Origin of the sequence: Mesorhizobium sp. INR15, assembly GCF_015500075.1 — a bacterium.
GTDB lineage: Bacteria > Pseudomonadota > Alphaproteobacteria > Rhizobiales > Rhizobiaceae > Mesorhizobium.
On the sequence record NZ_CP045496.1, the window covers coordinates 605,542 to 628,981 of the forward strand.

Annotated in this window: 26 protein-coding genes; 14 read left to right on the top strand and 12 right to left on the bottom strand. The window is 63.6% G+C overall.

The genetic code is table 11. The annotated features are described in order from the left end of the window. Positions 1 to 15: 15 nt before the first annotated feature. Positions 16 to 1,221, top strand: a complete 1,206-nt coding sequence (locus GA829_RS02840; protein ID WP_195177066.1) for a GGDEF domain-containing protein — start codon at positions 16 to 18, stop codon at positions 1,219 to 1,221. Here GA829_RS02840 and GA829_RS02845 read toward each other — a convergent pair. Continuing rightward, positions 1,218 to 2,249 (bottom strand): 2-dehydropantoate 2-reductase, encoded by a 1,032-nt coding sequence (locus tag GA829_RS02845; RefSeq protein ID WP_195177067.1) that lies wholly within the window; start codon positions 2,247 to 2,249, stop codon positions 1,218 to 1,220. The genes GA829_RS02840 and GA829_RS02845 overlap by 4 nt on opposite strands. Positions 2,250 to 2,365: 116 nt before the next feature. Here GA829_RS02845 and dapE point away from each other — a divergent pair, with 116 nt between their 5' ends. Both dapE and GA829_RS02855 read left to right on the top strand, forming a co-directional pair. Next, positions 2,366 to 3,565 (top strand): succinyl-diaminopimelate desuccinylase, encoded by a 1,200-nt coding sequence (gene dapE / locus GA829_RS02850; protein ID WP_195177068.1) that lies wholly within the window; start codon positions 2,366 to 2,368, stop codon positions 3,563 to 3,565. A 2-nt stretch (positions 3,566 to 3,567) separates the two neighbouring features. Continuing rightward, positions 3,568 to 4,167: a transporter gene (locus GA829_RS02855; protein ID WP_195179499.1), complete on the top strand. Its 600-nt coding sequence runs from the start codon at positions 3,568 to 3,570 to the stop codon at positions 4,165 to 4,167. A gap of 51 nt (positions 4,168 to 4,218) precedes the next feature. Here GA829_RS02855 and truA read toward each other — a convergent pair whose 3' ends face one another. The 6 genes from truA to def all read right to left on the bottom strand — a co-directional run bounded on the left by truA (position 4,219) and on the right by def (position 7,843). Then, positions 4,219 to 4,986, bottom strand: a complete 768-nt coding sequence (gene truA, locus GA829_RS02860) for a tRNA pseudouridine(38-40) synthase TruA (protein ID WP_195177069.1) — start codon at positions 4,984 to 4,986, stop codon at positions 4,219 to 4,221. Between the two features lie 13 nt (positions 4,987 to 4,999). Further along, positions 5,000 to 5,509 carry a GNAT family N-acetyltransferase gene (locus GA829_RS02865; protein ID WP_195177070.1) on the bottom strand — a complete coding sequence of 170 codons (510 nt, stop codon included), beginning with the start codon at positions 5,507 to 5,509 and terminating at the stop codon, positions 5,000 to 5,002. Further along, complete coding sequence (fmt, locus tag GA829_RS02870; RefSeq protein ID WP_195177071.1) at positions 5,506 to 6,459, bottom strand: methionyl-tRNA formyltransferase; 954 nt, start codon at positions 6,457 to 6,459, stop codon at positions 5,506 to 5,508. The genes GA829_RS02865 and fmt overlap by 4 nt, the downstream gene beginning before the upstream one ends. A 43-nt stretch (positions 6,460 to 6,502) precedes the next feature. After that, positions 6,503 to 6,925 (bottom strand): type II toxin-antitoxin system VapC family toxin, encoded by a 423-nt coding sequence (locus GA829_RS02875; protein ID WP_195177072.1) that lies wholly within the window; start codon positions 6,923 to 6,925, stop codon positions 6,503 to 6,505. After that, positions 6,922 to 7,209 (bottom strand): plasmid stabilization protein, encoded by a 288-nt coding sequence (locus tag GA829_RS02880; RefSeq protein WP_195177073.1) that lies wholly within the window; start codon positions 7,207 to 7,209, stop codon positions 6,922 to 6,924. The genes GA829_RS02875 and GA829_RS02880 overlap by 4 nt, the downstream gene beginning before the upstream one ends. A 103-nt stretch (positions 7,210 to 7,312) precedes the next feature. Then, positions 7,313 to 7,843 carry a peptide deformylase gene (gene def / locus GA829_RS02885; RefSeq protein WP_195177074.1) on the bottom strand — a complete coding sequence of 177 codons (531 nt, stop codon included), beginning with the start codon at positions 7,841 to 7,843 and terminating at the stop codon, positions 7,313 to 7,315. Between the two features lie 103 nt (positions 7,844 to 7,946). On the opposite strand from def, the gene GA829_RS02890 reads away from it, so the two are divergent. Next, entirely contained in the window at positions 7,947 to 9,212 is a 1,266-nt protein-coding gene (locus tag GA829_RS02890) for a DNA recombination protein RmuC (RefSeq protein WP_195177075.1), read from the top strand. 15 nt (positions 9,213 to 9,227) lie between these two features. Here GA829_RS02890 and GA829_RS02895 read toward each other — a convergent pair whose 3' ends face one another. The 3 genes from GA829_RS02895 to GA829_RS02905 all read right to left on the bottom strand — a co-directional run bounded on the left by GA829_RS02895 (position 9,228) and on the right by GA829_RS02905 (position 11,549). After that, the gene (locus GA829_RS02895) at positions 9,228 to 9,632 is read right to left on the bottom strand and encodes a GFA family protein (RefSeq protein ID WP_195177076.1); all 405 of its coding nucleotides are present in this window, start codon (positions 9,630 to 9,632) and stop codon (positions 9,228 to 9,230) included. Between the two features lie 32 nt (positions 9,633 to 9,664). Further along, positions 9,665 to 10,630: a cation diffusion facilitator family transporter gene (locus GA829_RS02900; RefSeq protein ID WP_195177077.1), complete on the bottom strand. Its 966-nt coding sequence runs from the start codon at positions 10,628 to 10,630 to the stop codon at positions 9,665 to 9,667. 109 nt (positions 10,631 to 10,739) lie between these two features. Further along, a complete protein-coding gene (locus tag GA829_RS02905) occupies positions 10,740 to 11,549 on the bottom strand; it encodes a transglutaminase-like domain-containing protein (protein ID WP_195177078.1) in 810 nt (269 codons plus the stop codon). A 211-nt stretch (positions 11,550 to 11,760) separates the two neighbouring features. Between GA829_RS02905 and GA829_RS36530 the strand changes: the two genes are divergently transcribed. Together GA829_RS36530 and sugE are read left to right on the top strand one after the other, a co-directional pair. After that, positions 11,761 to 11,886, top strand: coding sequence for a hypothetical protein (locus GA829_RS36530; protein WP_258052116.1), 126 nt, complete (start codon positions 11,761 to 11,763; stop codon positions 11,884 to 11,886). Positions 11,887 to 12,102: 216 nt separating this feature from the next. Further along, positions 12,103 to 12,417: a quaternary ammonium compound efflux SMR transporter SugE gene (gene sugE, locus GA829_RS02910; protein WP_195177079.1), complete on the top strand. Its 315-nt coding sequence runs from the start codon at positions 12,103 to 12,105 to the stop codon at positions 12,415 to 12,417. A gap of 91 nt (positions 12,418 to 12,508) precedes the next feature. On the opposite strand, the gene GA829_RS02915 is transcribed toward sugE, so the two are convergent. Further along, positions 12,509 to 12,937, bottom strand: a complete 429-nt coding sequence (locus tag GA829_RS02915) for a DUF6481 family protein (RefSeq protein ID WP_195177080.1) — start codon at positions 12,935 to 12,937, stop codon at positions 12,509 to 12,511. Between the two features lie 221 nt (positions 12,938 to 13,158). Between GA829_RS02915 and GA829_RS02920 the strand changes: the two genes are divergently transcribed. The 5 genes from GA829_RS02920 (at position 13,159) to GA829_RS02940 (ending at position 18,279) form a co-directional block, all read left to right on the top strand. Further along, a complete protein-coding gene (locus tag GA829_RS02920) occupies positions 13,159 to 14,208 on the top strand; it encodes an LLM class flavin-dependent oxidoreductase (protein WP_195177081.1) in 1,050 nt (349 codons plus the stop codon). Positions 14,209 to 14,326: 118 nt separating this feature from the next. Then, positions 14,327 to 15,496, top strand: a complete 1,170-nt coding sequence (locus GA829_RS02925; protein WP_195177082.1) for an AI-2E family transporter — start codon at positions 14,327 to 14,329, stop codon at positions 15,494 to 15,496. A 72-nt stretch (positions 15,497 to 15,568) separates the two neighbouring features. Next, on the top strand, positions 15,569 to 16,396 hold the full coding sequence (locus GA829_RS02930) for an arylamine N-acetyltransferase family protein (protein WP_195177083.1): 828 nt from the start codon (positions 15,569 to 15,571) through the stop codon (positions 16,394 to 16,396). Between the two features lie 3 nt (positions 16,397 to 16,399). Beyond that, entirely contained in the window at positions 16,400 to 17,401 is a 1,002-nt protein-coding gene (locus GA829_RS02935; protein WP_195177084.1) for an LLM class flavin-dependent oxidoreductase, read from the top strand. Between the two features lie 83 nt (positions 17,402 to 17,484). Continuing rightward, the gene (locus GA829_RS02940; RefSeq protein WP_195177085.1) at positions 17,485 to 18,279 is read left to right on the top strand and encodes an inositol monophosphatase family protein; all 795 of its coding nucleotides are present in this window, start codon (positions 17,485 to 17,487) and stop codon (positions 18,277 to 18,279) included. A 14-nt stretch (positions 18,280 to 18,293) separates the two neighbouring features. Here GA829_RS02940 and GA829_RS02945 read toward each other — a convergent pair whose 3' ends face one another. Further along, a complete protein-coding gene (locus GA829_RS02945; protein WP_195177086.1) occupies positions 18,294 to 19,313 on the bottom strand; it encodes a LacI family DNA-binding transcriptional regulator in 1,020 nt (339 codons plus the stop codon). 220 nt (positions 19,314 to 19,533) lie between these two features. On the opposite strand from GA829_RS02945, the gene GA829_RS02950 reads away from it, so the two are divergent. Genes GA829_RS02950 through GA829_RS02960 form a run of 3 tightly spaced genes read left to right on the top strand, consistent with a single transcriptional unit; the run spans position 19,534 to position 23,413 of the window. After that, positions 19,534 to 21,123: a sugar ABC transporter ATP-binding protein gene (locus GA829_RS02950; protein ID WP_258052118.1), complete on the top strand. Its 1,590-nt coding sequence runs from the start codon at positions 19,534 to 19,536 to the stop codon at positions 21,121 to 21,123. After that, positions 21,120 to 22,448, top strand: coding sequence for an ABC transporter permease (locus GA829_RS02955; RefSeq protein WP_195177087.1), 1,329 nt, complete (start codon positions 21,120 to 21,122; stop codon positions 22,446 to 22,448). The genes GA829_RS02950 and GA829_RS02955 overlap by 4 nt, the downstream gene beginning before the upstream one ends. Further along, on the top strand, positions 22,445 to 23,413 hold the full coding sequence (locus GA829_RS02960) for a substrate-binding domain-containing protein (protein WP_195177088.1): 969 nt from the start codon (positions 22,445 to 22,447) through the stop codon (positions 23,411 to 23,413). Before GA829_RS02955 ends, GA829_RS02960 begins: the two co-directional genes overlap by 4 nt. The last annotated feature ends 27 nt before the right edge of the window (positions 23,414 to 23,440 follow it).

Genomic DNA, 23,440 nt, shown 5'->3' on the forward strand with positions numbered 1-23,440 from the left:
GGTGACTTGTGTCGGATGACACGGAGCGCTCGACTGGCATACGACGAACCATACACCGACATTTCGCCGAGCCATGCGCGGAGCCTCGGCAGCCGGCTGTTCAGATGGTTTTCGGCACCGACCCGATTGGAGCCGGAAGCGGTTCGGGCAAGGCTCCTCGACACCACTTTCGACCGTAAATTCGCTGTCTTGTTCGGCACCATCAGCGTGCTGTTGCTTGCTGTCAGCGCCATCGTCACCACCGACGGCTGGTGGCCCTATGCGTGGATTGTCGCCGACCTGATCCTTTTCGTGGCACGTGTGCTGCTGATGCGGGCTTGCGAAGCCGCCCGCAAGCGGGACGCAACGGGCCCGCTTGGAGCCCTGATGGGTGCGGGCGCCGCATGGTCGGTGGTGTTCGGCCTCGGCTGCTATGGCTGCATTGCAAGCGGACATATGGCACTGGCCGTTCTTGCCGCCCTAAATGTCGCCGGTGTCGCCGGCGTGGTGTCCTCCCGCAACGCGGCAACGCCGCGCTACGCCATATTCGTGATGCTGGCCGTCAGCCTTCCCTATTTCACCGGCGCGCTGTTTTCCCCGGCGCCGGGAATGTCCGTCATTGGCATCCAGATGCCGTTCTATCTGACCGGCGTGATCATCGTGCTGCTGCAGAACCATGCGATCAACGCCCGGATGATCCGTGCCGAGCTCGACAACCGCGATCTGGCGATCAAGGACGCGCTGACCGGCCTTCCGAACCGCATCTCGCTGCAGGAAATCCTGCGTTCCATGTGCCGCGGCCTGGCGGCGCCGGCCGCTAATGGCGGCAAGCCGTTCGCGGTCTTGAGCATGGATCTCGACGGCTTCAAGCGGGTCAATGACGGGTTCGGCCACGCCATTGGCGACGTGTTGCTGCGCAAGGTGGCGCAACGCCTGGAGCGCGCCTTCCGCCGTGGCGACATGGTGTTCCGCGTCGGCGGCGACGAGTTCGTCATCCTGTTGCCGGTGGCCTCCGAAATCGAGGCGACCTACCTGGCAAAGAGGGCCATCGAAAAGATTTCCGTGCCGTTCGATCTTGGCGTCGGTGCTAATGTCCGCATTGGCCTGAGCGTCGGCAGCGCCTTCGCTCCTGCCGACGGCGGCAACCCGGAAATCCTTCTCCACTGTTCGGATCAAGCGCTTTATGAAGCCAAGCGCACCGGCAAGGGCCGCTACAGGGCCCATATCCGGGTGAGCATCTAGACTACCATGCCAGCTGTGACCGCGCCCGGCGCCAGGCCTGGCGATCCGCGTTTCTCCTGCTCCGCTTTCCGCACCAGCGTCATGATCCGCACGACCAGCGGCGCGGGCGTGCCGGCTTTTTCGGCCAGCCGCTGGATCGCGCCTTGCAGGTCATCGATCTCCGTCGCCCGGCCGCGTTGCAGGTCATCCCACATCGAGGAACGTGCCTCGGGGTCGATCGCCAGCATCCGCCGCGCCAGGAGCTTGAACAGCCAGTCCGGTAACCTGAGCACCTTCGGCAGCAGCGCTGGGCGCAAGCCGGCGATCCGCGCCGGCTCGATGCGGCTGGCTTTCATCGCAACCAGCGCCTCATCGATCTGGCCTGCCAGGATCAGCCGCCAGCGGCGATCGGCAAGCTCGTCCGCCAGTGGCAGGCCGGAGAGCGCCACCAGCGCATTGTTGAGATTCATCAGCAGCTTGCCCCACAACACCGCCTTCATGTCGGCATGCGTCTCAACCGCGAAGCCATCGACACCAAGAAGGGCGGCAAGGCCGCCTTCGCCGTCTTCGATCATCACCGTGCCGTCGCTGGCACGATGCACACGAAGCGGCATCTCGCCGTCGGGCGACTGCACCACATTGAACGGCACCATGCCGGCCAGCACGCGCCGTGCCGGGAGCATGGCCCGCAGCCTGTCGGCATTGTCGACGCCATTTTGCAGGCTGACCACCACGGCATCCGGTCGGGCATGGGCAGCAATCAGCGCCGCCATCTCCTGCGTCACACCGCTCTTGACCGTGACCAGGATCGTATCGGCTTTTGGCAAGGCAGCCGCCGGATCGGCGGTGACCACAAGCGCATCCGGCTTGATGGTGCGGTCACGGCCTTCGAGATCGGTGACCCGCAGCCCTTCCTGCCGCAATGCCGCTTCGACGCGGGGGCGTGCCAGCAGAATTACGGACCTCCCAGCGAGCGCCAGACAGCCGCCAGCGTAGCAGCCGATGCTGCCGGCGCCGGCGATGACGATCGTTTCTTCCCCGCTTGCCATCCTGTCGCCCCGCACAAGGCCGCAACTATACGGCATGAAAACCATATTGTCGGCGGCAAGGCTGGCCCTTATCTCTGGTCGTGACAGGCCTTGCGCTTTCGACTATCGCTTTTGCCATGACGCTGCCGACCGATCCCGCCGAAAACCTCGCCGCCCTTATCCGCTGCGCTTCCGTGACGCCCGCTGAAGGCGGGGCGCTGACCGCGCTGGAGACAATGCTGAAACCGCTCGGCTTCCTCGTCGACCGGCCGGTGTTCTCGGAAGACGGCACACCCGACATCGAGAACCTCTACGCGCGTCGCTCCGGCAACGGGCCGCACCTGATGTTCGCCGGCCATACCGATGTGGTGCCGGTCGGCGACGAAGCAGCCTGGACCCATCCCCCCTTTGCCGCCGAGATCGCCAAGGGCGAGATGTATGGCCGCGGCGCCGTCGACATGAAGGGCGGCATCGCCTGTTTCATCGCCGCCGTGGCGCGCCATGTCGAAACACATGGCGGCCCGAAGGGCTCGGTCTCGTTGCTGATCACCGGCGACGAGGAAGGCCCTGCCATCAACGGCACCGTCAAGCTTCTCGAATGGGCTGCCGCCATGGGCGAGAAATGGGATGCCTCGATCGTCGGCGAGCCAACCAACCCGGATGCGCTCGGTGACATGATCAAGATCGGCCGGCGTGGCTCGTTGTCGGGCAGCATCACCGTCAACGGCCGCCAGGGCCACGTTGCCTATCCGCAGCTTGCCGACAATCCGGTGCCCGGGCTGATGAGCCTGGTGGATGCCTTGCTGCATCCGGTCTTCGACAAGGGAACGAAAGACTTCCAGCCAACCAACCTGGAGGTGACCTCCATCGATGTCGGCAATCCGGCGACCAATGTCATTCCGGCCAAGGCGACGGCGACCTTCAACATCCGCTTCAACGACACCTGGACTGGCGAGACCGTGCAGGCCGAAATCCACAACCGGCTCGACCAGGCGGCGAAACGCAAGAAATACCGTGCGGGCAAGAAGACGCCAGTCGACTACGATCTCGTCTGGCGCGACCGGCCGAGCCACGTCTTCCTGACGCGAGACGAGACGCTGATCGAGACGCTGAGCGGTTCGGTCAAGACGGTGGTCGGCAAGAAGCCCGCGTTGTCGACCTCGGGCGGCACATCGGATGCGCGCTTCATCAAGGACTATTGTCCGGTGGTCGAGTTCGGGTTGGTCGGCAAGACCATGCACATGGTCGACGAACGCGTCGCCCTCGCGGACCTGGAAACGCTGACCCAAATCTATCTGCGCTTCATCGAAGACTGGTTCGAACAAGGCGCATCATGAACATGCTCTCGGCGGACGAAACCCAAGCTTCGCTCATCGGCGCCTGGCGGCTGATGCTCGGCAAGGCCGATGGCCTTCGCCTGCTCGACCTCTCCGCTGACGGCTTTTGGAATTCCTTCTTCGCCATAGTCGTCGCGGCGCCTGCGCTGATCGTCGGCTGGGTCGGCCTTGCCAACGAGATCGGCGATCCCGACGCCTTCGCCGGGCGCTTCAGCACGCTGCTGCGCCTGGCGACTGTCGATATCGGCTCGTGGGTGCTGCCGCTGATCGTTCTGGCCCTGGTGGCGCCGCGCGCCGGCGTCGGCGGCCGCTTCGTCCACTATGTCGTCGCCAGCAACTGGGCCTCGGCCATCACCGCCTGGTTGATGCTGCCCTCGGCGCTGATCAAGCTTTTCGTGTCGTCTTCAAGCCAGGTCTCAAGCCTTGTGTCGCTGTTCCTGTTCGCGCTGTCGATGGTGCTGACATGGCGGATGACCAACGCCACGATTGGCAAAGGGGCGGCGATCGGCACCGCGGTTTTCGTCGGCATGTTCATCGTCTCGCTGGCGGTGCTGTTTGGCCTGCAGATGCTGCTCGGCATCACCGTGCCCGACGGGGCCTGAAAGCCCCTAGCGATCCAGGGGAGTCCTGAACCCTCCAAATCGCGATATGCGTCAGGCAACCGCCACGTCCGCGTCGGGATAATCAACACCAACGAGAAAAAGCCCGTCGGGCGGCGCCACCTGGCCGCAGGCGGCACGGTCACGCGCATCGAGCGCTGCCTTGAGATCGGCAACCGTCCAGCCGCCTTCACCGACGCGCTTGAGCGAGCCGACCATGGAGCGGACCTGGTTGTGCAGGAAGGAACGCGCCGAGGCCCGGACTTCGATCAGGTCACCAGACCGGCTCACGTCAAGCCGTGCAAGCGTCCTGACCGGGCTGTTGGCCTGGCACTGGGTTGAGCGAAAGGTGGTGAAATCGTGCCGGCCGAGCAGCACCTTGGCCGCCTCGTGCATGGCATTTGCATCAAGCCGCTTTGGCACCCACCACACCTTGCCCTTGTCGAGCGCGGCCGGGGCGCGGCGGTTGACGATGCTGTAGAGATAGTGGCGGCCGGTGGCCGAGAAGCGGGCGTCGAACCCATCCGGGACCGCCGCCGCCTTGAGCACGGCGACGCGATCGCCGGCGATCTGCAGATGCGCGTTGATGGCATCGCGCACCTTGTCATCAGGCCATGCCTTGACGAGATCGACATGCGCCACCTGAGCGGTGGCATGGACGCCGGCATCGGTGCGGCCGGCGCCGCGCAGCGAAACCTGTTCGCCGCAGAACCTTTCGATCGCCTGCTCTATCGCCTGCTGTACGGAAGGCTGGCCGGCCTGGCGTTGCCAGCCGGCATAGGGAGTGCCGTCATATTCGATATCGAGACGAAAACGCGGCATCTCCGGTTGGCGCTCAGGCGGCGAGTGCGGAGCCGAAGGCCGAGGCGTAGACCAGTTTGCCGGCCTCCGGCGCATCGCCCCAGGCCAGCGCCTGCAGGGCTTCGCCCTGGTATTCGCTGTCGAACTTTTCGGCGCGTGCGTGGCTGTAGCCAAAGCGGCCGTAATAGGCGGGGTCGCCAAGCACCACGGCCAGCGTCTCGCCGGCGTCCTTCAGCCGGATATGGCCTTCGCGGATCAGCGCACCACCAATACCGCTGCCATGGAACGACGGCTCGACCGCCAGCGGCGCCAGCGCCACGGCCGCGAAGCTCTTGCCGCCATTTTGCACGAACAGCCGCGAAAACAGGATATGACCAACCACCTGGCCGTCCTCTTCCGCCACCAGTTCGACAACGGCGTCGCCGCCGGTGACCAGCGCGTCGACCAGTCCGGCCTCCGCCTGCTGGCCAAATGCGTGTTCCTCGACAAGGCGTATGGCCTCGCGATCCCGCGGCGTTGCCGCGCGTATCGACATCATGCTCATGAGAATTTCATTCCTTTTTCGATCTTGGCCCCGCGCAGGAATTCCTGCACGGCGGCGGGCTTTCCGCCCGCCCGTTGAACTTCGACCAGTCTGACCGCGCCCGCTCCGCAGGCAACCGTCAGCCGGTCATCGAGAATTCCTCCCGACTCGCCCAAATCTTGCGAAGGTGACAGGCCTTGCGAAAGCGTCGAGCGAAGCAGTTTCAGCCGCTCCATGCGGCCGCCAATTTCCGTTTCGGACCAGGCGCCTGGAAAGGGCGACAGGCCACGAATGTGATTGTGGACCTCAACAGCCGGCCGCGTCCAGTCCACGCGTGTCTCGGATTTATCGATCTTTTTGGCGTAGGTCACCCCGTCCACTGCCTGGCGCGCAAATGTCAGGGTGTTCCTTTCCAACCGCGTCAGCGCTTCCACAATCAGCGCGGCACCAACGCCCATCAGCCGATCATGCAGATCGCCGGCTGTCATATCGGGTTCGATGGCGCATTTTTCAACCATCCCGACCGGACCGGTGTCCAGACCCGCTTCCATGCGCATCACCATCATGCCGGTCTCGGTGTCCCCGCTCATGATCGCCCGCTGGATCGGCGCGGCACCGCGCCAGCGCGGCAACAGCGAGGCATGGCCATTGATGCAGCCGAGCCGTGGCGCTTCCAGAACCGCGCCGGGCAGCAGCAAGCCATAGGCGACGACCACGGCGATATCGGCCTGGAGAGCGCGAAAAGCGGCCTGCTCGGCCTCACCCTTCAGCGATGTCGGCGTGTGCGTCTCGATGCCCAGCCGCTCGGCCTCGCGCTGCACGGGTGAAGGCGTCAATTCCAGCCCGCGCCGCCCCGCCGCGCGCGGCGGCTGCGTATAGACGGCTGCAATCTCGTGACCGGCCTCGGCGATAGCGCGCAGCGTCGGCACCGAAAACTCCGGTGTGCCCATGAAGATGACGCGAAGGGACATTTTTCTTTCGTAACCTCGTTATCAGACTGTGTCGCGAGCCGGTTCAGGCAGCTTCAAACGGGTTTACGAGCTTCAGGTCAAGTGCGTCGAAGTCGCGAACATTGCGCGTCGCGAGTGTTGCGTCATGAGCAATGCAGATAGCCGCGATCATGGCATCGGAGATGCTGATGGGGCGACCAATCCGCTCCCTCGCAGCTCGAAGCTTTCCGGCAAGCCGGGGCACTGAGCCGGAAAACTCGACGATACGGCCGGCGAACTGCTGCGAAATCAGATGGTCGAGCACTGTGATGTAGCGGTCCGAACCCGTCTTGGTCAAAAACCGTTCAGCACCGAAGGAGTGTTCCATGACGACTGGGCCGCACATATAGAGGTCGAGAATATCCTGCTTGCGAAACCACTCGGAAACCTTCGGGTCGGGTGCGGGCTTGCCTGCTTCCGAAATCACATTGGTATCGAGGACAATCATTCGAAATCCTCGATCGGCCGGCCAAAGTCATGTTTTCTCTCAGCCTCGATCCCCTCCATTATCTCGGCGAATTCATCGCCAATTGCGTTTTCCGACAAAAACGCCGAGCGAATCGCGTCCCATGCCGAGAGACCCGGCTCCGGCCTGGCTTCTCTCTCCGCCACGATACCTTTTCGCAAAAGATCAATCGCCTTACCGGACAGGCTTTGGCCGCCTGTCCGTGCCGCTTGTTCGATTTCACGTTTCAAGGGCTCGGGGATACCCCTTATCAGCATGTCGCCCATCAGCACCTCCAGATTTGATATCACTGATATCACCTGAGGGGCTCTTACTCAATACGGCTTTAGCCGAGAGTGAATTCTTGCGCGAGCCGCTCGAATAACTCTGCTATCCCACCAGCTTGCCTGGCGGCTTGTCCTTGGCGAGTTTCTTGAACTTTTTCACCACCATGTCGCGCTTCAGCTTCGAGATATGGTCGATGAACAGGACGCCGTTGAGATGGTCGATCTCGTGCTGCAGGCACGTCGCCATCAGCCCTTCAGCCTCCATCTCCTGCAACTGGCCGTCGCGGTCGAGATACTTTACCCGCACGGAGGCCGGACGCTCGACCTCGGCGTAATAATCCGGGATCGACAGGCAGCCTTCCTCATAGACAGACCGCTGGTCGGTGCTTGAAAGGACTTCAGGGTTGATGAAGACATGCGGCGCCGGCGTCTCGTCTTCCTTGGCAAGGTCGATCACCAGCATGCGCAGCGGCTCACCAATCTGGATTGCCGCCAGGCCGATGCCGGGCGCGTCATACATGGTCTCCAGCATGTCGCCGGCCAATTTGCGCAAAGGCGCGTCGACGCGCTCCACCGGCTTGGAAACCTGGCGCAGGATCGGGTCGGGAAGGATGATGAGCGGCTTGATCGGCATGGCGTTCCACCTAAGACCTCCGACGAAAAGCGTCAACCGGGGCGCTTGTCCCTCGTTCACGTTTTGATCTGTGCCAGCCAGCCGAATCGGCTATGCTGTCCACATGAATGATCTGACTTCCATCCTTTCTGAGCCTGTCGCACGGCTCGGCGCCACCACGATCACGCTCGGCCATGCGCTGATGTTCGGCGCGCTGCTGTTCATCGGGCTGTTTCTGCTGCTGGTCGTCGCGCTGTGGCGGTCGGCCAAGGCGCGTACCATCGCTGCCGCCGAAGCGGCCGACCATGCCCGCGACGCCGAGGCGCGGATGGCCGGCATCCTGCAAAGCCAGTCGGAGATGCAGGGCCGCATGGGCGCCATCGCCGAAGTGTTTGGGGCACGGCAGGCGGAACTGACGCAATCGATCGGCCAGCGGCTCGACGCCATGACCGGCCGCATCGGCCAGACGATGACCGAGCAGACGAAGTCCACGCATGAGAGCCTGGCCAAATTGCAGGAGCGGCTAGCGGTCATCGACACGGCGCAAGGCAACATCCAGTCGCTGGCCGGTCAGGTCGTGCAGTTACAGGCAATCCTCTCCAACAAGCAGACGCGCGGCGCCTTTGGCCAGTCACGGATGGAGGCGATCGTCGCCGACGGACTGCCGCATGGCGCTTACGAGTTCCAGGCGACCCTGTCGAACGGCAGCCGGCCGGATTGCCTGGTGAAGATGCCGAATGGCGCGCCGTCGCTCGCCATAGACGCCAAATTTCCGCTGGAGGCGTGGAATGCCATCCGCGCCGCCGATGGCGCCGAATTGCAGAAAGCCGCTTCGCAGGCCTTCCGCCGCGACATCGAGATCCATGTCCGCGCCATCGCCGAAAAATACCTGATCCAGGGCGAGACGCAGGATACCGCCTTCATGTTCGTGCCGTCGGAATCGGTGTTCGCCGAGATCCACGAGAATTTCGAGGCGGTCGTCCAGAAGGCGCACCGCGCCCGTGTCATCATCGTTTCGCCATCGCTGCTGATGCTGTCGATCCAGGTCATCCAGGCGATCCTCAAGGATGCCAGGATGCGCGAGCAGGCGCATCTGATCCAGGGCGAGGTGATCCGGCTTATGGAGGATGTCCAGCGTGTGGACGAGCGTGTGCGCAAGCTGCAGGTCCATTTCGGCCAGTCGGCCAAGGATATCGACGATATCCTTGTCTCGACATCGAAAGTGACCAAGCGCGGCCAGAAAATCGAGGCGTTGGAATTCGGTGTGCAACCCGAGGGCGACGCCGGCGCGGCTTCGCCGGCGCCGATCGCCCGAGCCGAAACCGGCGCGCGCGTCGCCGACTCAAAGACCGGACAGCTCAGGCTGCGGGTTGTCGAGGGCGACGACTAAGACTCGGCAGGAGCGCTACTGCTCCTCGACGATCGCCACGCCTTCGAATTCCGGCAGCCAGTGCAGCGCCGAGCGGTGCCATTTCTGCTGTCTTGGAATCAGATCCTCACGTTGCCGCGCTGTTCCCGCCCTGATGCCATAGACCTTCGGGCCATCGCCCACCGATGTCGCGTAGAGATGCGAACCGCAGTCGGCGCAAAAGGCCTGGGCGCGCTTGGCGCCGCTCGCTCCGGTCTTGATGTAGATTTTCGGCGCGCCGCTGGTGATCCGATAGTGATCCTGAGGTGCCGGAACGGTGACGCGGAAGGCGGTGCCGGTCAGTTGCTGGCAATCCGTGCAGTGACAGATCGACGTCTTTTCGGGATCGACCTCCGCTTCGTAGGTGATGGCGCCACAGTGGCAGCCGCCGTCGATTTTCATTTCTTGCTCCTCCTTGGTTTGCGATCAGCCGGTCAGCCGGGTTCTTCTCCGGAAGCGGCCTCAATAATCTTGCGGCGCCGTTCCCAGGTCCCTGTCGTCTGCGGCTTGACGAACAGCCGCGTGATCTCGGGCATTTCTGTCTTCAGCTTCGTCTCGAGGCGCTCGACACAGGCTTCGATTTCGGGCGCCGTCAGATGATCCTCGAATTCGATGCTGAGGCCGGCGACAATCTCCGCTGGGCCCATGTGGACCGTCAAAACACCATTGGCGCGCTGCACGGCCGGGTCCTGCTGGACGATGGCCAGCACCTTCTTCTGCACTTCGGGCGAGGCCGGCTCGCCGAGAAGCAGGCCCTTGCTTTCACGCGCCAGGAAGATCGCTGTCGCGCCGAGGATCAGCGCGATGCCGATCGAAGCGGCGCCGTCGAGTTCTGGCATCTCCAGCACTTCGGCCGCCAGGATGCCGGAAAAGGCGACGACAAGGCCGAGCAGGGCGGCGCTGTCCTCGAACAGCACCGTGTAGACGCTTGGGTCCTTGCTAAGCTGTACAGCCTCGAGCCAGCCCTGTTTGCCCTTCTGCTGGCGGAACTCCTTCAGCGCCACCAGCCAGGAACCGCCTTCGAACAGGAATGAAAGGCCGAGCACGATGTAGTTGACCTTGGAATTGGCGACGGGCTCGGGCGCCATGATGTGTATGACGCCCTCATAGAACGACACGCCGGCGCCAAGCGCAAAGACCAGCAGGGCGACAATGAAGGACCAGAAATAGAGCTCGCGGCCATGGCCGAGCGGATGGGTGCGGTCCGCCGGACGGGCGGCACGGTGCATGCCGTAGAGCAGCAGGCCACCATTGCCGGTGTCGACCAGCGAATGCACGCCCTCGGACAGCATCGCTGAACTGCCAGTGAAGAAGGCAGCGGCGAATTTGGTCAGCGCGATGGCGAGATTTCCGGCAAGTGCGGCGTAGATAACCCTTTTCGACCCGCCATGCCCGGCCATGGTGTGCTGCCCCCGTTGAGCGCATAGTTTAGCGGCCCGATGGCCGAAGCTTCATCCGCATCATAACGCGCGAACCGCCGGGTCGTTCATGCGGACAGGAAAACGGCGGCTAGGCCACGATCTCTTCGGTCCACACCTTGAAGCCGGCGAGCGTGCCAGGTCCGAAAATATGCGTCAGCGGCACGTCGGCGGCGTCACGGCCGGAGGCGATCAGGATGCGGCCGATGCGGGGCGCATTGTTGCGCGGGTCGAAAGCATGCCAGCGGCCACCGAGATAGACCTCGATCCAGGCGCAGAAATCCATGCTCGACCACGGCTTTGGCATGCCGATGTCACTGATATAGCCGGTGCAGTAGCGCGTCGGGATGTTGAGCGCCCTGCAGAAGGTGACAGCGAGATGGGCGAAGTCCCGGCAAACGCCGCTTTGCTCGCGATAGGTTTCCGCCGCGGTCCGGGTCGGCCGCGCATTGCCATAGTTGAAGACGATGTGGTTGTGGACGAAGTCGCAGACAGCCTGCACGCGGGGGATGCCGAGCGGTGTATGGCCAAACAGCCGCCAGGCGTCGCTGGCCAGCAGGTCGCTCTCGCAAAAGCGGCTGGGCAGCAGAAACAGCAGCGTGTCGGCGGGCAGGTCGCGCACTTCATGTTGCCAGGCCATGAGGTCGCCCATCTCGAAAGTGCCGGGGTCGCGTATCACTGCATCGGTGCCGAAGGTGAAGCGGCCGGCCGGAGCGACGAAGCGGTTGCACCAGTTGCCGAAACTGTCGCGGTAGCTCTCGATCGGCACCGGCGGGTTGGAAATCAGGAAATCCGGCCGTTCGAGGTCGGAGGCACGGGAATAATGGACATTGAGCATGGCGATGAGCGGCGTTTCCTGCGGAAAATCGAAGCTCATCTCGCAGCCGATGTGGATTCGCATTGTCGTCCTGACCGGCCTGCCTGTTCACTGCCTGGCGAAAAGCCCGGCGATGCTGCAGTGCGAAGACGAGCATGACACGGACCGCCATGGTTTACGAGCAAATTAGAAACCGGTTGAAAGCGGCCGGCATGCGGCAGCGGCGGGCGCTAGCCTCTTGCGGTCCGGCGTTTCTCTTGTTTCACTTCACTTCCCGCAATTGGAGGAACGAATCATGGCTAAAGGCGCGATGAAGGCAGGCAAGGAAGCCCGCAAGCCGAAGAAGGATGCCAAGAAGCCCGTAGCGGCCCCGGCCCTGAAGGCGCCGCCGGTCAAGGCGATGAAGCTCAAGGACAAGTAAGCACCAGGCAATCCCGTTTCGGCGCATGATTTCGACCGGCGGCATGAGAATGCCGTCGGCGTTTCATTGATTGGGCGCGCAAAGTGCCTATATCCGTATGGCGGGGACGGCCCCGCGCCTCAAAACACCCGTCGGGACGACCCGCCAATCTTTGATTGAGCATCGGTTTGTCCGAATTCCACTTTTCGGCCCGATGCTCCCGATGGAGCGTTGCTGATGTCGTGGATTCTTCTCTTATTTGCCGGTCTGTTCGAAATCGGCTGGGCGATCGGCCTCAAATACACGGACGGCTTCACCAAGCTGATGCCGACGGTGCTGACCGTTGCCTCGATGGTCGTCAGCCTCACCTTGCTTGGCCTGGCGTTGAAAGCGCTGCCTGTCGGCACCGCCTATGCGGTGTGGACCGGTATTGGCACGGTCGGCACCGCGCTGCTTGGCATCTGGCTGCTGGGAGAGCCGGCCACGGCCATCCGGCTGGCCTGCATCGCGCTTATCGTCTGCGGCATCATGGGGTTGAAGTTCGCTGCCTGATAGCCCCGGACAAGCGCCTTCAGGGCCGCTGTGAGGCGACCCTGATCCTTGCGATTCGGTAGCTTAGCGCGCCAGCTCGGCCCGCCCGGGTTTAGCGGGCGGAGAAGCCTGGAGGCGTCCTGCCGGTGCGCTGCTTGCGCGCGGCATAGCGTGCATCACGCTTGGCCTTGCGCTCGGCTTCGTCAGCCAGCAAACGGGCAATGCGCTCGTTCTCTTCGGCTTCCCGAACCTTCGCGTCAGCCTGCGCTGCCTCTTCGGCGGCGATGCGCGCTGCTTCGGCAGCGGCCTCGCGCTCGGCCTTTTCGACCGCTTCGCGTGCCTGCTTTTCCTGCTTCAGCCGGGCCTTCTCGGTCTCGCGTATCTCGCGGGCCTCGAGGATTGCCTTGCGTTCGGCCTGGCGTGCCAGCACCGCGGGATCGTCCGCCGCCGGCTTTGCCTTGAAGCGCTCCAGAAGCGCCTTCTTTGCCTCGTTCGCGGCATTGCGCCGCTCGAAAACGTCTTTTTCCCTATAAATAGCCAAGTCCACTTCCTTGAAGTCAATTCGCGACGCTTACATACGCGCGAATAGTGAGAGTTCAAGCGCCAAAACGTCATGCCAGCCATGAAATTCCGGGATGTTGCGCCCAAGAGACGCCTTTTCCGGCCTAAATCGACATGCACTGTTCACACCCGGCCCTCTGGCGGCGCGGAGGGTGCGTCGCTACCTCTAGCGCAACAAGCAACACACCAGGATGACATTCAATGGAACTCGGTCTCTACACCTTTGCCGACGTCAGCCCGCAACCGGGTCCAGGCGCCATCGGTCCGCATGAGCGGCTGCGCAACCTGATCGAGGAGGTCGAGCTCGCCGATCAGGTTGGCCTTGATGTTTTCGGCCTTGGTGAACATCACCGCCCCGACTACGCCGCCTCCGCGCCTGTCGTGGCGCTGGCCGCCGCCGCCGAGCGCTCGAAGCGCATCAAGCTGACGAGCGCGGTCACCGTCTTGTCCTCAGACGACCCGGTGCGCGTGTTCCAGCAGTTTGCCACGCTCGACCTCCTGTCAGGCGGCCGCGCCGAGATCATGGCCGGGCGCGGCTCGTTCATCGAGTCGTTCCCGCTTTTTGGTTACAATCTGGAGGACTACGACGAGCTGTTTGCCGAAAAGCTCGACCTTCTGCTCGCCATCCGCGACAGCGTGAAGGTCACCTGGTCCGGCAATCTGCGCGCACCGATCAACGATCGCGGCGTCTATCCCCGGCCGTTCCAGGACAGAATGCCGGTGTGGATCGCCATAGGCGGCACGCCGCAGTCCGCCGCACGGGCCGGTGCACTCGGCCTGCCGCTAGCGCTTGCCAGCATTGGCGGTGAGCCCGCACGCTTCGCGCCGCTGTTCGACCTCTACCGCGAGGCCGCCAAGCGTGCCGGCAGCGATCCGGCCAACCTCGCCACCAGCATCAACGTGCACGGCTTCATCGCCGAGACGACCGAGAAGGCAGCCGATGACTTTTATGGCCCCCAGGCTGAAGTGATGAACCGCATTGGCCGCGAGCGCGGCTGGGGTCCGACATCGCGGGCGCATTTTGACCAGGCGCGCAGTCCGGACGGGGCGCTGTTCGTCGGCAACCCTGAGCAGGTCGCCGAAAAGATCGTCGCCCAGCACAAGATATTCCGCAATGACCGCTTCCTGCTGCAGATGGCGATCGGCACCATGCCGCATGCCAAGATCATGAAGGCGATCGAGCTTTATGGCACCAAGGTGGCGCCGATCGTGCGCAAGGAAACGGCGGACGCCATACCGGCGCCGGCTTGAAGTCGTTGTGGCGCCGCATAGCGGCCCCACGCCCTTGCCGGCTAACGGAACCTTGAGCGAACCTGGGCGTTTGGGTGGTCAGGCCGCGCCAATTGCGGTGCGCCGCCGAGGGACCGTGATGAAAGCCGAACCCGCCGTTTTGGGTGCGGATGTTGCCGAGGCGGATGAGGCGCGCGCGGTGACGCGCGCCGACACGCATCTGATGCGCTCGCTGCTCGTCGGCATCTTCCTGTTCATGACCGTCTACGCGCTCTACTTCGCCCGCGCCTTCTTCATGCCGGTGATCCTGGCGTTCCTGCTGGCATTGACGCTCACCCCGATCGTTCGCTTCCTGCGCAAACGCGGCATTCCCGAAGTGGTGTCTGCGACGCTTCTTGTGCTGTTGTCGATCTTTGTCTTTGCCAGCGCCGGCTATCTGCTCAGCGGCCCGGTCATAGACCTGATCAACAACACCTCCTCGATCGGCCAGCAGTTAGGTGAGCGGCTGGCGCAACTGCGACGTCCGTTCGAGAAGATCATGCAGATCTCGCATCAGTTGGAGGCGCTGACCGAGACATCCCAAGAGCCCGGTGTGCAAAAGGTCGTCGCTGCGCAGTCCGGCATCCTGTCTTCGGCGGCCAGCAACATCCTGGCGGCGGGCACAAGCTTCACCATCATCTTCGTGCTGTCGCTGTTCCTGCTCGCCTCCGGCACCATGTTCTACGAAAAGATCATCCAGTCCTTTGCCAGCCTCAGCGAGAAGAAGCGGGCGCTGCGCGTCGTCTACGATGTCGAGCGCGAAATCTCGCACTATCTGCTCACCGTCACCATCATCAACGCCGGGCTTGGCACGGTCATCGGTCTTGGCCTGTGGGCTCTCGGCATGCCCAACCCCCTGGTCTGGGGCGTGGCAGCCGCGCTGCTCAACTTCCTGCCTTATGTCGGAGCGCTGATCACCATCGTGCTGGTGGCGGTGATGGCGCTGATCAGTTTCGACACCATCACATATGCCTTGCTGGCGCCGGCTTTCGTGCTGTTGTGCGACATTGTCGAAGGCCAGTTCGTGACGCCGATGGTGGTTGGCAGGCGCCTCGAAATCAATGCGGTTGCGATCTTCATCGCCATCGCCTTCTGGTCATGGCTGTGGGGGTTCGTCGGAGCCCTGATGGCGGTGCCGTTGCTGGTCGTCATCAAGGTGTTCTGCGATCATTTCGACGGCTTGAGCCATGTCGGCAATTTCCTGGCGGCACAACAGACCGCGACCGTCGAGGAAGACCCTGAAAGTGACGACGGCACGGCACCGGCATAAACTGACGGGCTCCGGTTTGCGGCACCCCGACCGAATGCCTATATCCGGCCCATCACAGGCCGGTCCCTTCCCATGAGCGATGCCCTCTTCGATCTCGACGCCTATCTCGCCCGCATCGGCTATGCGGGTCCGAGAGATGCGTCGCTGGACACATTGAAGGCGCTGCACCTGCTCCATCCGCAAGCGATCCCGTTCGAGAATATCGACCCGTTTCTGGGTCACCCGGTGCGGCTCGACATTGCCGCCCTGCAGGACAAGATCGTCGCCAGCGGTCGCGGCGGTTACTGTTTCGAGCACAACCTGATTTTCATGCATGCCCTGAATGCTCTTGGCTTTGAAGTCAGTGGCCTCGCCGCGCGGGTGCTATGGGGCCAGCCCGAAGGCGCCATCACCGCGCGCGGCCACATGCTGCTGCGTGTCGAGTTCGGCGGCCAGACTCACATCGCCGATGTCGGCTTCGGCGGCCTGACCCTGACCGCACCGCTGCTGCTTGGGCCCTCTGTCGAGCAAAAAACCCCGCATGAAACGTTCCGCATCGTTGAAGCGGACGATCATTTCCGCCTTCAGGCCGGTATCGGCGGCGACTGGCGCTCGCTCTATCGCTTCGACCTGCAGCCGCAATACGAGGTCGACTATTCCGTCACCAACTACTTCCTGTCGACCAATCCGGCATCGCATTTCCTCAATTCGGTTATCGCCGCGCGCGCCATGCCCGACCGGCGCTACGCGCTGCGCGGCAACCGCTTGTCGATCCACCATCGCGGCGGCCGCAGCGAGCAGAGGGAGATGGCGACAGCCAGCGAACTCGCCGACACGCTGGAAAGCCAGCTCGGCATCATCATTCCCGACCGTGCGGCCTTCGAGGCCAAGGTGCGGCAGATGAACATCACAGAGGCCTGATCCATGACCGCTCTTTCCGTTCTCGACCTGTCGCCGATCATCGAAGGCAGCGATGCATCGCAGTCGCTGGCCAATTCGCTCGACCTTGCCCGTCATGCCGAGCGGCTGGGCTACCAGCGCTACTGGCTGGCCGAGCACCACAACATGCCGGGCATTGCCAGTGCCGCCACGGCGGTCGTCATCGCCCATGTCGCCGGCGGCACCAAGACCATTCGCGTCGGCGCCGGCGGCATCATGCTGCCCAATCATTCGCCGCTGGTCATCGCCGAGCAGTTCGGCACGCTGGCCGCGTTGCACCCCGGCCGGATCGATCTCGGCCTTGGGCGCGCGCCCGGCACCGACATGCTGACGGCAAGGGCGCTGCGCCGCAACCTCGAAGCCGGCGTCGACAATTTCCCGCAGGATGTCGTCGAGCTGATGGGTTATTTCCAACCGGCTGAAGAGGGCCAGCGCATCCGCGCCGTGCCCGGCGAAGGCCAGACCGTGCCGATCTGGATTCTCGGCTCAAGCCTTTATGGCGCGCAGCTTGCCGCAATGCTCGGCCTGCCTTATGCCTTCGCCTCGCATTTCGCACCAGCCGAACTCGACCATGCGCTGGACATCTACCGCTCGCGCTTCCAGCCGTCGGACCAGCTCGACAAGCCGCATGTCATGCTTGGCCTCAACGTCTTTGCCGCCCCGACCGACGCCGAGGCGCGGCTGTTGTTCACCTCGCTGCAGCAGGCCTTCGTCAATCTTCGGACCGGCCGGCCAGGCCGGCTGCCGCCACCGGTCGAGAACTACGAACACGACCTCGAGCCGATGGCGAAGACCATGCTTGGCCAGGCGCTGTCCTGCGCCGTGGTTGGCTCTCCGGAAACGGTCCGGCAAGGCATCGATGCCTTCGTGCGCCGCACCGGCGCCGACGAATTGATGGTCACCGCGCAGATCTTCGATCACGCGGCGCGGGTGCGGTCGTTCGAGATCCTGGCCGACGCGCATAAATCGCTGTCGCAGGCTGCCTGATGCCGTTTCAAAACCTGATTGCGCTTTTGCCGGCGCCGTCCTTTTGCTAAGGGCGGCGTATCCTTTCAGGAGATCGGCACACCGTGACCAACGACCATGACACGCGCATGCATTTCGCAATCGAGCTGGCGCGGCGCGCCGGTGAGCTCGGACTGAAATATTTTCGCGACCTCGACAATCTGACGATCGAGAGCAAGGGCCATCAGGATCTCGTCTCGGACGGCGACCGCGAAGTGGAGCTGTTCATTCGCGCCGCCATCGCAACCGACTATCCGCAAGACGGCATCGTCGGCGAGGAGCATGCCTCGGTTGCCGGATCAAGCGGCTATGTCTGGGTGATCGACCCGATCGACGGCACCGCGAACTTCGTGCGCGGCATTCCGGCCTGGTGCGTGGTGATCGCGTGCGCCAGGGATGGCGAGACCGTGGTTGGCGTCATCCACGAACCATCGACCGGCGAGACGTTCCATGGCCGGCTTGGCGGCGGCGCCTTCGTCAACGGCCGGCCGATCAAGACCAGTGAAGCGACAAGCCTTGAGGAAGGGTCGGTTGGAACCGGCTTTTCTAACCGCGCGGAAGCCCAGAACATCGCCGTGCTGGTCCGCCACCTGCTGGCCGATGGCGGTGTGTTCTTCCGCAACGCCTCGGGCGCGCTGATGCTGGCCTATGTCGCAGCCGGCCGGCTGCTCGGCTATGTCGAAGAGCATATGAACGCCTGGGATTGCGTGGCCGGCATGCTGCTGGTCGAGGAAGCCGGCGGCACGATCCTGAAGGCGGATCCGAAGACGGTGCTTCAGCACGGCACGCAGGTGATTACTGGCGGAAAGCATGTCTTCCCAAAGCTGCAGGCGCTTTGTTCAGAGGCGTTCAAAAACTAGGTGCGCCGCACGGGCTAAACGCCTGCGGTTTTCGCGATCGCGCCCAGCGGGCGGCATGAATTGCGGATCATCAGCCGGCCCTTGAGCGTCAGCTTGCGCGGCGGTGCGTCCCGGTTGCCGGCGAGACGGTCGAGCAGCAGGTTGGCCGCCTGCTCGCCGATCGCCTGGACCGGCTGCGCCACCGTGGTCAGTTGCGGCTGGAATACATCCGACCACGGAAAATCGTCGAAACAGGCGACCGAAACATCTTCCGGGCAGGACAGGCCGATGTCGCGGATGGCCTTCATGGTGCCGATCACCATCGGGTTGTTGGCCGAGAAGATGGCGCTTGGGCGGTCGTGCTGCGACAACAATTGCATCGTCGCGTTGTAGCCGTCGACCTCATGGAAATTGCCGAAGCGGACCAGATCGTTGTCGACCGGCAGGCCGGCGGCATGCAAGGCCTCGCGGTAGCCCGCCATGCGGTCGTGCATGGGCGAAATGTCGAACGAACCGGTGATGTAGCCGATGCGCCGGTGGCCGAGATTGATCAGGTAGGTGATAGCATCGAACACCGCGCGCTGGTTGTCGAGAACGACGGTGTCGGTATCGACGCCTTCGCAGACACGGTCCAGCAGCACGACCGGCACATTGGCATCATCGACGATGCCCTTCAGGATCCCCCCGTCGCCGACGCGCGCGACGATCAGGCCATCGACCATGCGGTCGAGCAGCAGCCGGATCTGCTCGTCCTGCGTGTTCAGGTCCTCGTCGGTGCAGCACAGCATCACCGCATAGCCGGCGCGGTCGAAAGCCTGCTGGATCACCGAAACGACATCGGTGAAAAACGGGTTGGTGATGTGCGGCACCGTCAGGCCGATGGTGCGCGTCGTGCCCATTTTCAGGCTGCGGGCAATCGCGTTGCGCTTGTAGCCGATGTCGCGGATGGCCTGCTCGATGCGCAGGCTGAGTTCGGGGCTGACAGTCGCGGTGCCGTTGATCAGCGCCGACACGGTGGCGACAGAAACGCGCGCCGCCTCAGCCACGTGAAGCATGGTGGGCGCCGTCGATTTTCGCTGCCTTGTCCGCCCTGACGCTGTCATTTTCGAAACGTTTCGTCACCCCTTGCTGCCAATACCTACGGAATTTAGCCGGTTTAGGCAAGAATCGAAATGCATCCTACTTTCATCGCAGGATATCGGCTTGACACGATCGAAACGTTTAGATTAGCGTTTGGGACAGATTGACGACGACGGAAGGGAGGCCGCCATTGTCATGGACGATGAGAGTTCCCATTCCCAGGAGCACAGTGCGGCAGGGCCCGACCGCTCAGACATCGTTCTGAGCGCCGCGCATATTTCCAAGAACTTTGGCGGCATCGCCGCGCTTGCCGATGTCGGCTTCGACCTGCGGCGCGGCGAGGTCCATGCGCTGATGGGCGAGAACGGCGCCGGCAAGTCGACGCTGATGAAAATCCTGTCCGGCGTCTACATCGGCTACGAAGGCACCGTGCACGTCGATGGCCGGCCGGTCAGCTTCGCCGGCGTCCGCGATGCCGAGGACGCCGGTATCGCCATCATCCATCAGGAACTCAACCTGGTTCCCGAGCTCAGCGTCGCCGACAACATTTTTCTCGGGCGCGAGAAGCTGATCGCCGGGCTGATCATCGACCGCAACGCGAGCAGCCGCGCCGCCAGCGCCCTGCTGCAGCGACTTGGCATCGAGCTCGACCCGGAAGCGCGGGTCGGCGCCTTGCGTGTCGGCGAACAGCAACTGGTCGAGATCGCCAAGGCGCTGTCGATGTCGGCGCGCATCCTGATCATGGATGAGCCGACATCGGCGCTGTCCTCCGCCGAATGCCAGCGGCTGTTCCGGATCATTCGCCAGCTTGCAGAGAGCGGCGTCGCCATCGTTTATATCTCGCACCGCATCGACGAGGTGATGCACCTGGCCAGCCGCGTGACGGTGTTTCGCGACGGGTGTCACGTGCTGACGCGGGCGATGGCCCAGCTCGACGAGAATGCCATCATCTCGGCGATGGTCGGACGAGACCTGCTCGCTTCCTCCCAGGAAGAGCGCGACGCCGGCGGCAGGACCGTGCTTTCGGTCAGCAACCTGTCCCTGTCGAAACCCGATCGCCATGGCTGGCGCACGGTGCTCGACGGCGTCAGGTTCGATCTTGCCGCCGGCGAGATTCTTGGCATCGGCGGGTTGCTCGGCTCCGGCCGCACCGAGATCCTGGAGGCGATCTTCGGCGCCAGCGGCGGACGCACCGGGGGTGAAATCCGCCTCGATGGCCAGCCGGTGGATATCCGCTCGCCCCGCGATGCGCGGCGGCTGGGCATTGCGCTGGTCACCGAGGACCGCAAGACGCAAGGACTGCACCTCCAGGCATCGATCACCGACAATGTCGCGCTGCCGCTGGTGGGGGCGCTGGCGCGGTTCGGCATCCGCTCTCGGACCGGCGAACAGGGGCTGGCACGGCAGGCAGTCAAGGCACTAGACATCCGCTGCGAGGACATCGACCGGCCGGCCGGCACGCTGTCGGGCGGCAATCAGCAAAAGGTCGTCATCGGCAAGTGGCTGGCGACGAGGCCGAGAGTGCTGCTGCTGGATGAGCCGACGCGCGGCATCGATGTCGGCGCCAAGCGGGACATATACGACCTCATTTTCAAGCTGGCGCGCGATGGCCTCGCCATTGCCGTCATCAGTTCCGAACTGCCGGAGCTGCTGCATCTCTCCGACCGCATACTGGTGATGGCCGATGGCCGCCAGACCGGAATTCTTTCCCGCGAGGCGGCGAGCGAGGAGGCGATCATGCGCCTCGCGGCGCCTCGCCGGACCATATCGAGACCCGCTGCATGACTGCCCTGAAACTCCTGTCCCGCACCAAGCTCTACTGGGGCCTGATCGCCATCTTCCTGATCGGCGTGCTCGGCTCGCCGATCAGCTCGAAGGGCAACAACATCTTCCTGTCCTACGGCAATCTGCTCGACGTGCTGCGCCAGGTGTCGACGACGGGCCTGATCGCCACTGGCATGACGGCGGTGATCATCACCGGTGGCATCGACCTTTCCGTCGGCTCGCTGATGGCGATCTGCTCGGTGGTCTGCGCCATGCTTTTAACTGTCCCCGGCGTGACGCCGGGGGTGATGCTGGGCGTGCCGACGGTCGCGGTTGTCGCGCTGTGCCTCGGCATCGTCGTCACCCGCTTCATCTTTCTCAACCTGGCTCGATCGCGGGCCGGTGACGCCGCGCGCGATGTCCAACTGGGCAGGATGCGCGGGCTGGTGACGCCCGGCATCGTTGGCGTGATCCTGTGCTGCCTGGTGCTGTGGTTCCTGCTGCCGCAGATCGAAACCAAGTTCGGCGTGCTTGGGGTGCTGCTGGTCGCGCCTTGCGTGGGGCTGCTGTTCGGCGCGCTCAACGGTTTCATCATCGTCGGCGGACGGCTGCAGCCCTTCATCGTCACGCTGGCGATGATGGTGACGGCACTGGGCATCGCGCGGCTGACCGCCGGCCAGAACAATGCGGTGCTGCCGGTCTATACCGGCTCCAACGCCACCGCCGATTTCGAGATGCTGCGCTCGCTGGTGTTTGGCATCATCCCGATGCCGGGCCTGTTCTTCCTCGGCGCGATCGTGATCTACGGCGCCGTGCTGCGCTTCACGCCCTTTGGCCGCTATGTCTACGCCATCGGCGGCAACGAGGAGGCCGCACGGCTTTCGGGCATCGCCGCCGGCCGCGTCAAGATCGTCACCTATGCCATCTCCGGCTTGCTGGCTGGCATCGCCGCCGTGCTCTACGTCGCGCAATACCGCCAGGGCAAACCCGACGCCGGCGCCGGGCTGGAGCTTGACGCCATCGCCGCCGTGGTGATCGGCGGCACCAGCCTGATGGGCGGCCGCGGCAGCCTGACGGGAACATTCTGCGGCGTGCTGATCTTCGGGCTGCTCTCCAACATCCTGCAGCTTCACAACATCAATTCGAACCTTCAGCTGGTGCTGAAGGGCATGATCATCATCGGCACCGTGCTCGTGCAGGAGCGCAACGCCGCCGATCTTCTCAGCTATCTGCGCCTGCCACTTTCGCCTGTCAGGGGCGGGCAAGCGGCGCACAAGGAAACGGCCGCGGCAAAGCGGCCGTCACAGGAGACACCGTCTCTAAATCTTGGAGGAAACAAGAAATGAAACGACGTGACATGTTGAAGCTTGCCGCCATAACCGCGGCACTGCTGACCACCACCGCGCTGCTGACCAGCGGCAATGCCTATGCGCAGGACAAGAAGTGGAAGATCGGCTTCTCGCAGGTGACGACCATCGAACCCTGGCGTGCGCAGTTCAACAAGGACATCCTGGCCGAAGCCGCCAAGCATCCCAATGTCGAGCTGATCGTCACCGACGGCGAGGACAAGACCGAGAAGCAGGTTGCCGATGTCGAAAACCTGATCCGTCAGGAAGTCGACGCGCTGCTGGTGTCGCCGAAGGAGTCGGCCGGCCTGACCGGCGTCGTGCAGCAGGCGATCGATGCCAAGATCCCGGTCTTCGTGCTCGATCGCAATGTCGACACCAAGGACTACACGCAGTTTGTCGGCGGCGACAACGCGCTGATCGGCCGCGCGGCCGGCGAATATGTGGTCGAACTGCTGGGCGGCAAGGGCAAGGCAGCCGGCAATGTCGTCGAGATCTGGGGCGGCATGGGCACCCAGGCCTCGCATGACCGCCATGACGGCTTCCACGAATTCACCGACAAGGAGCCGGGCATCAAGTATCTGCTCGACCAGCAATCGGGCGACTGGAAGCAGGACCAGGCCTACAACATCATGGCGACGGCGCTGCGCAACAACGAGAAGATCGATCTCGTCTATGGTCATAACGACCCGATGGCCTACGGCGCCTATCTTGCCGCCAAGGATGTCGGGCGCGAGAAGGAGATCAAGTTTGTCGGCATTGACGGCCTGCCCAATGAAGGCGTGACGCTGGTCAACAATGGCGAGCTGACGGCGACCTTCACCTATGTGACACCGGGTGCCGAAGGGCTGCGGCAGGCGATCAAGTTCCTGAACGGCGAGAAGGTCGAAAAGACCATCACCTTGCCGACGCAGAAGATCACCAAGGAAAATTCCGCGCAGATCCTGAAGGACAACGGCCTCTGAGGCGAGGCTTCTTTCCGCCGGGCGCCT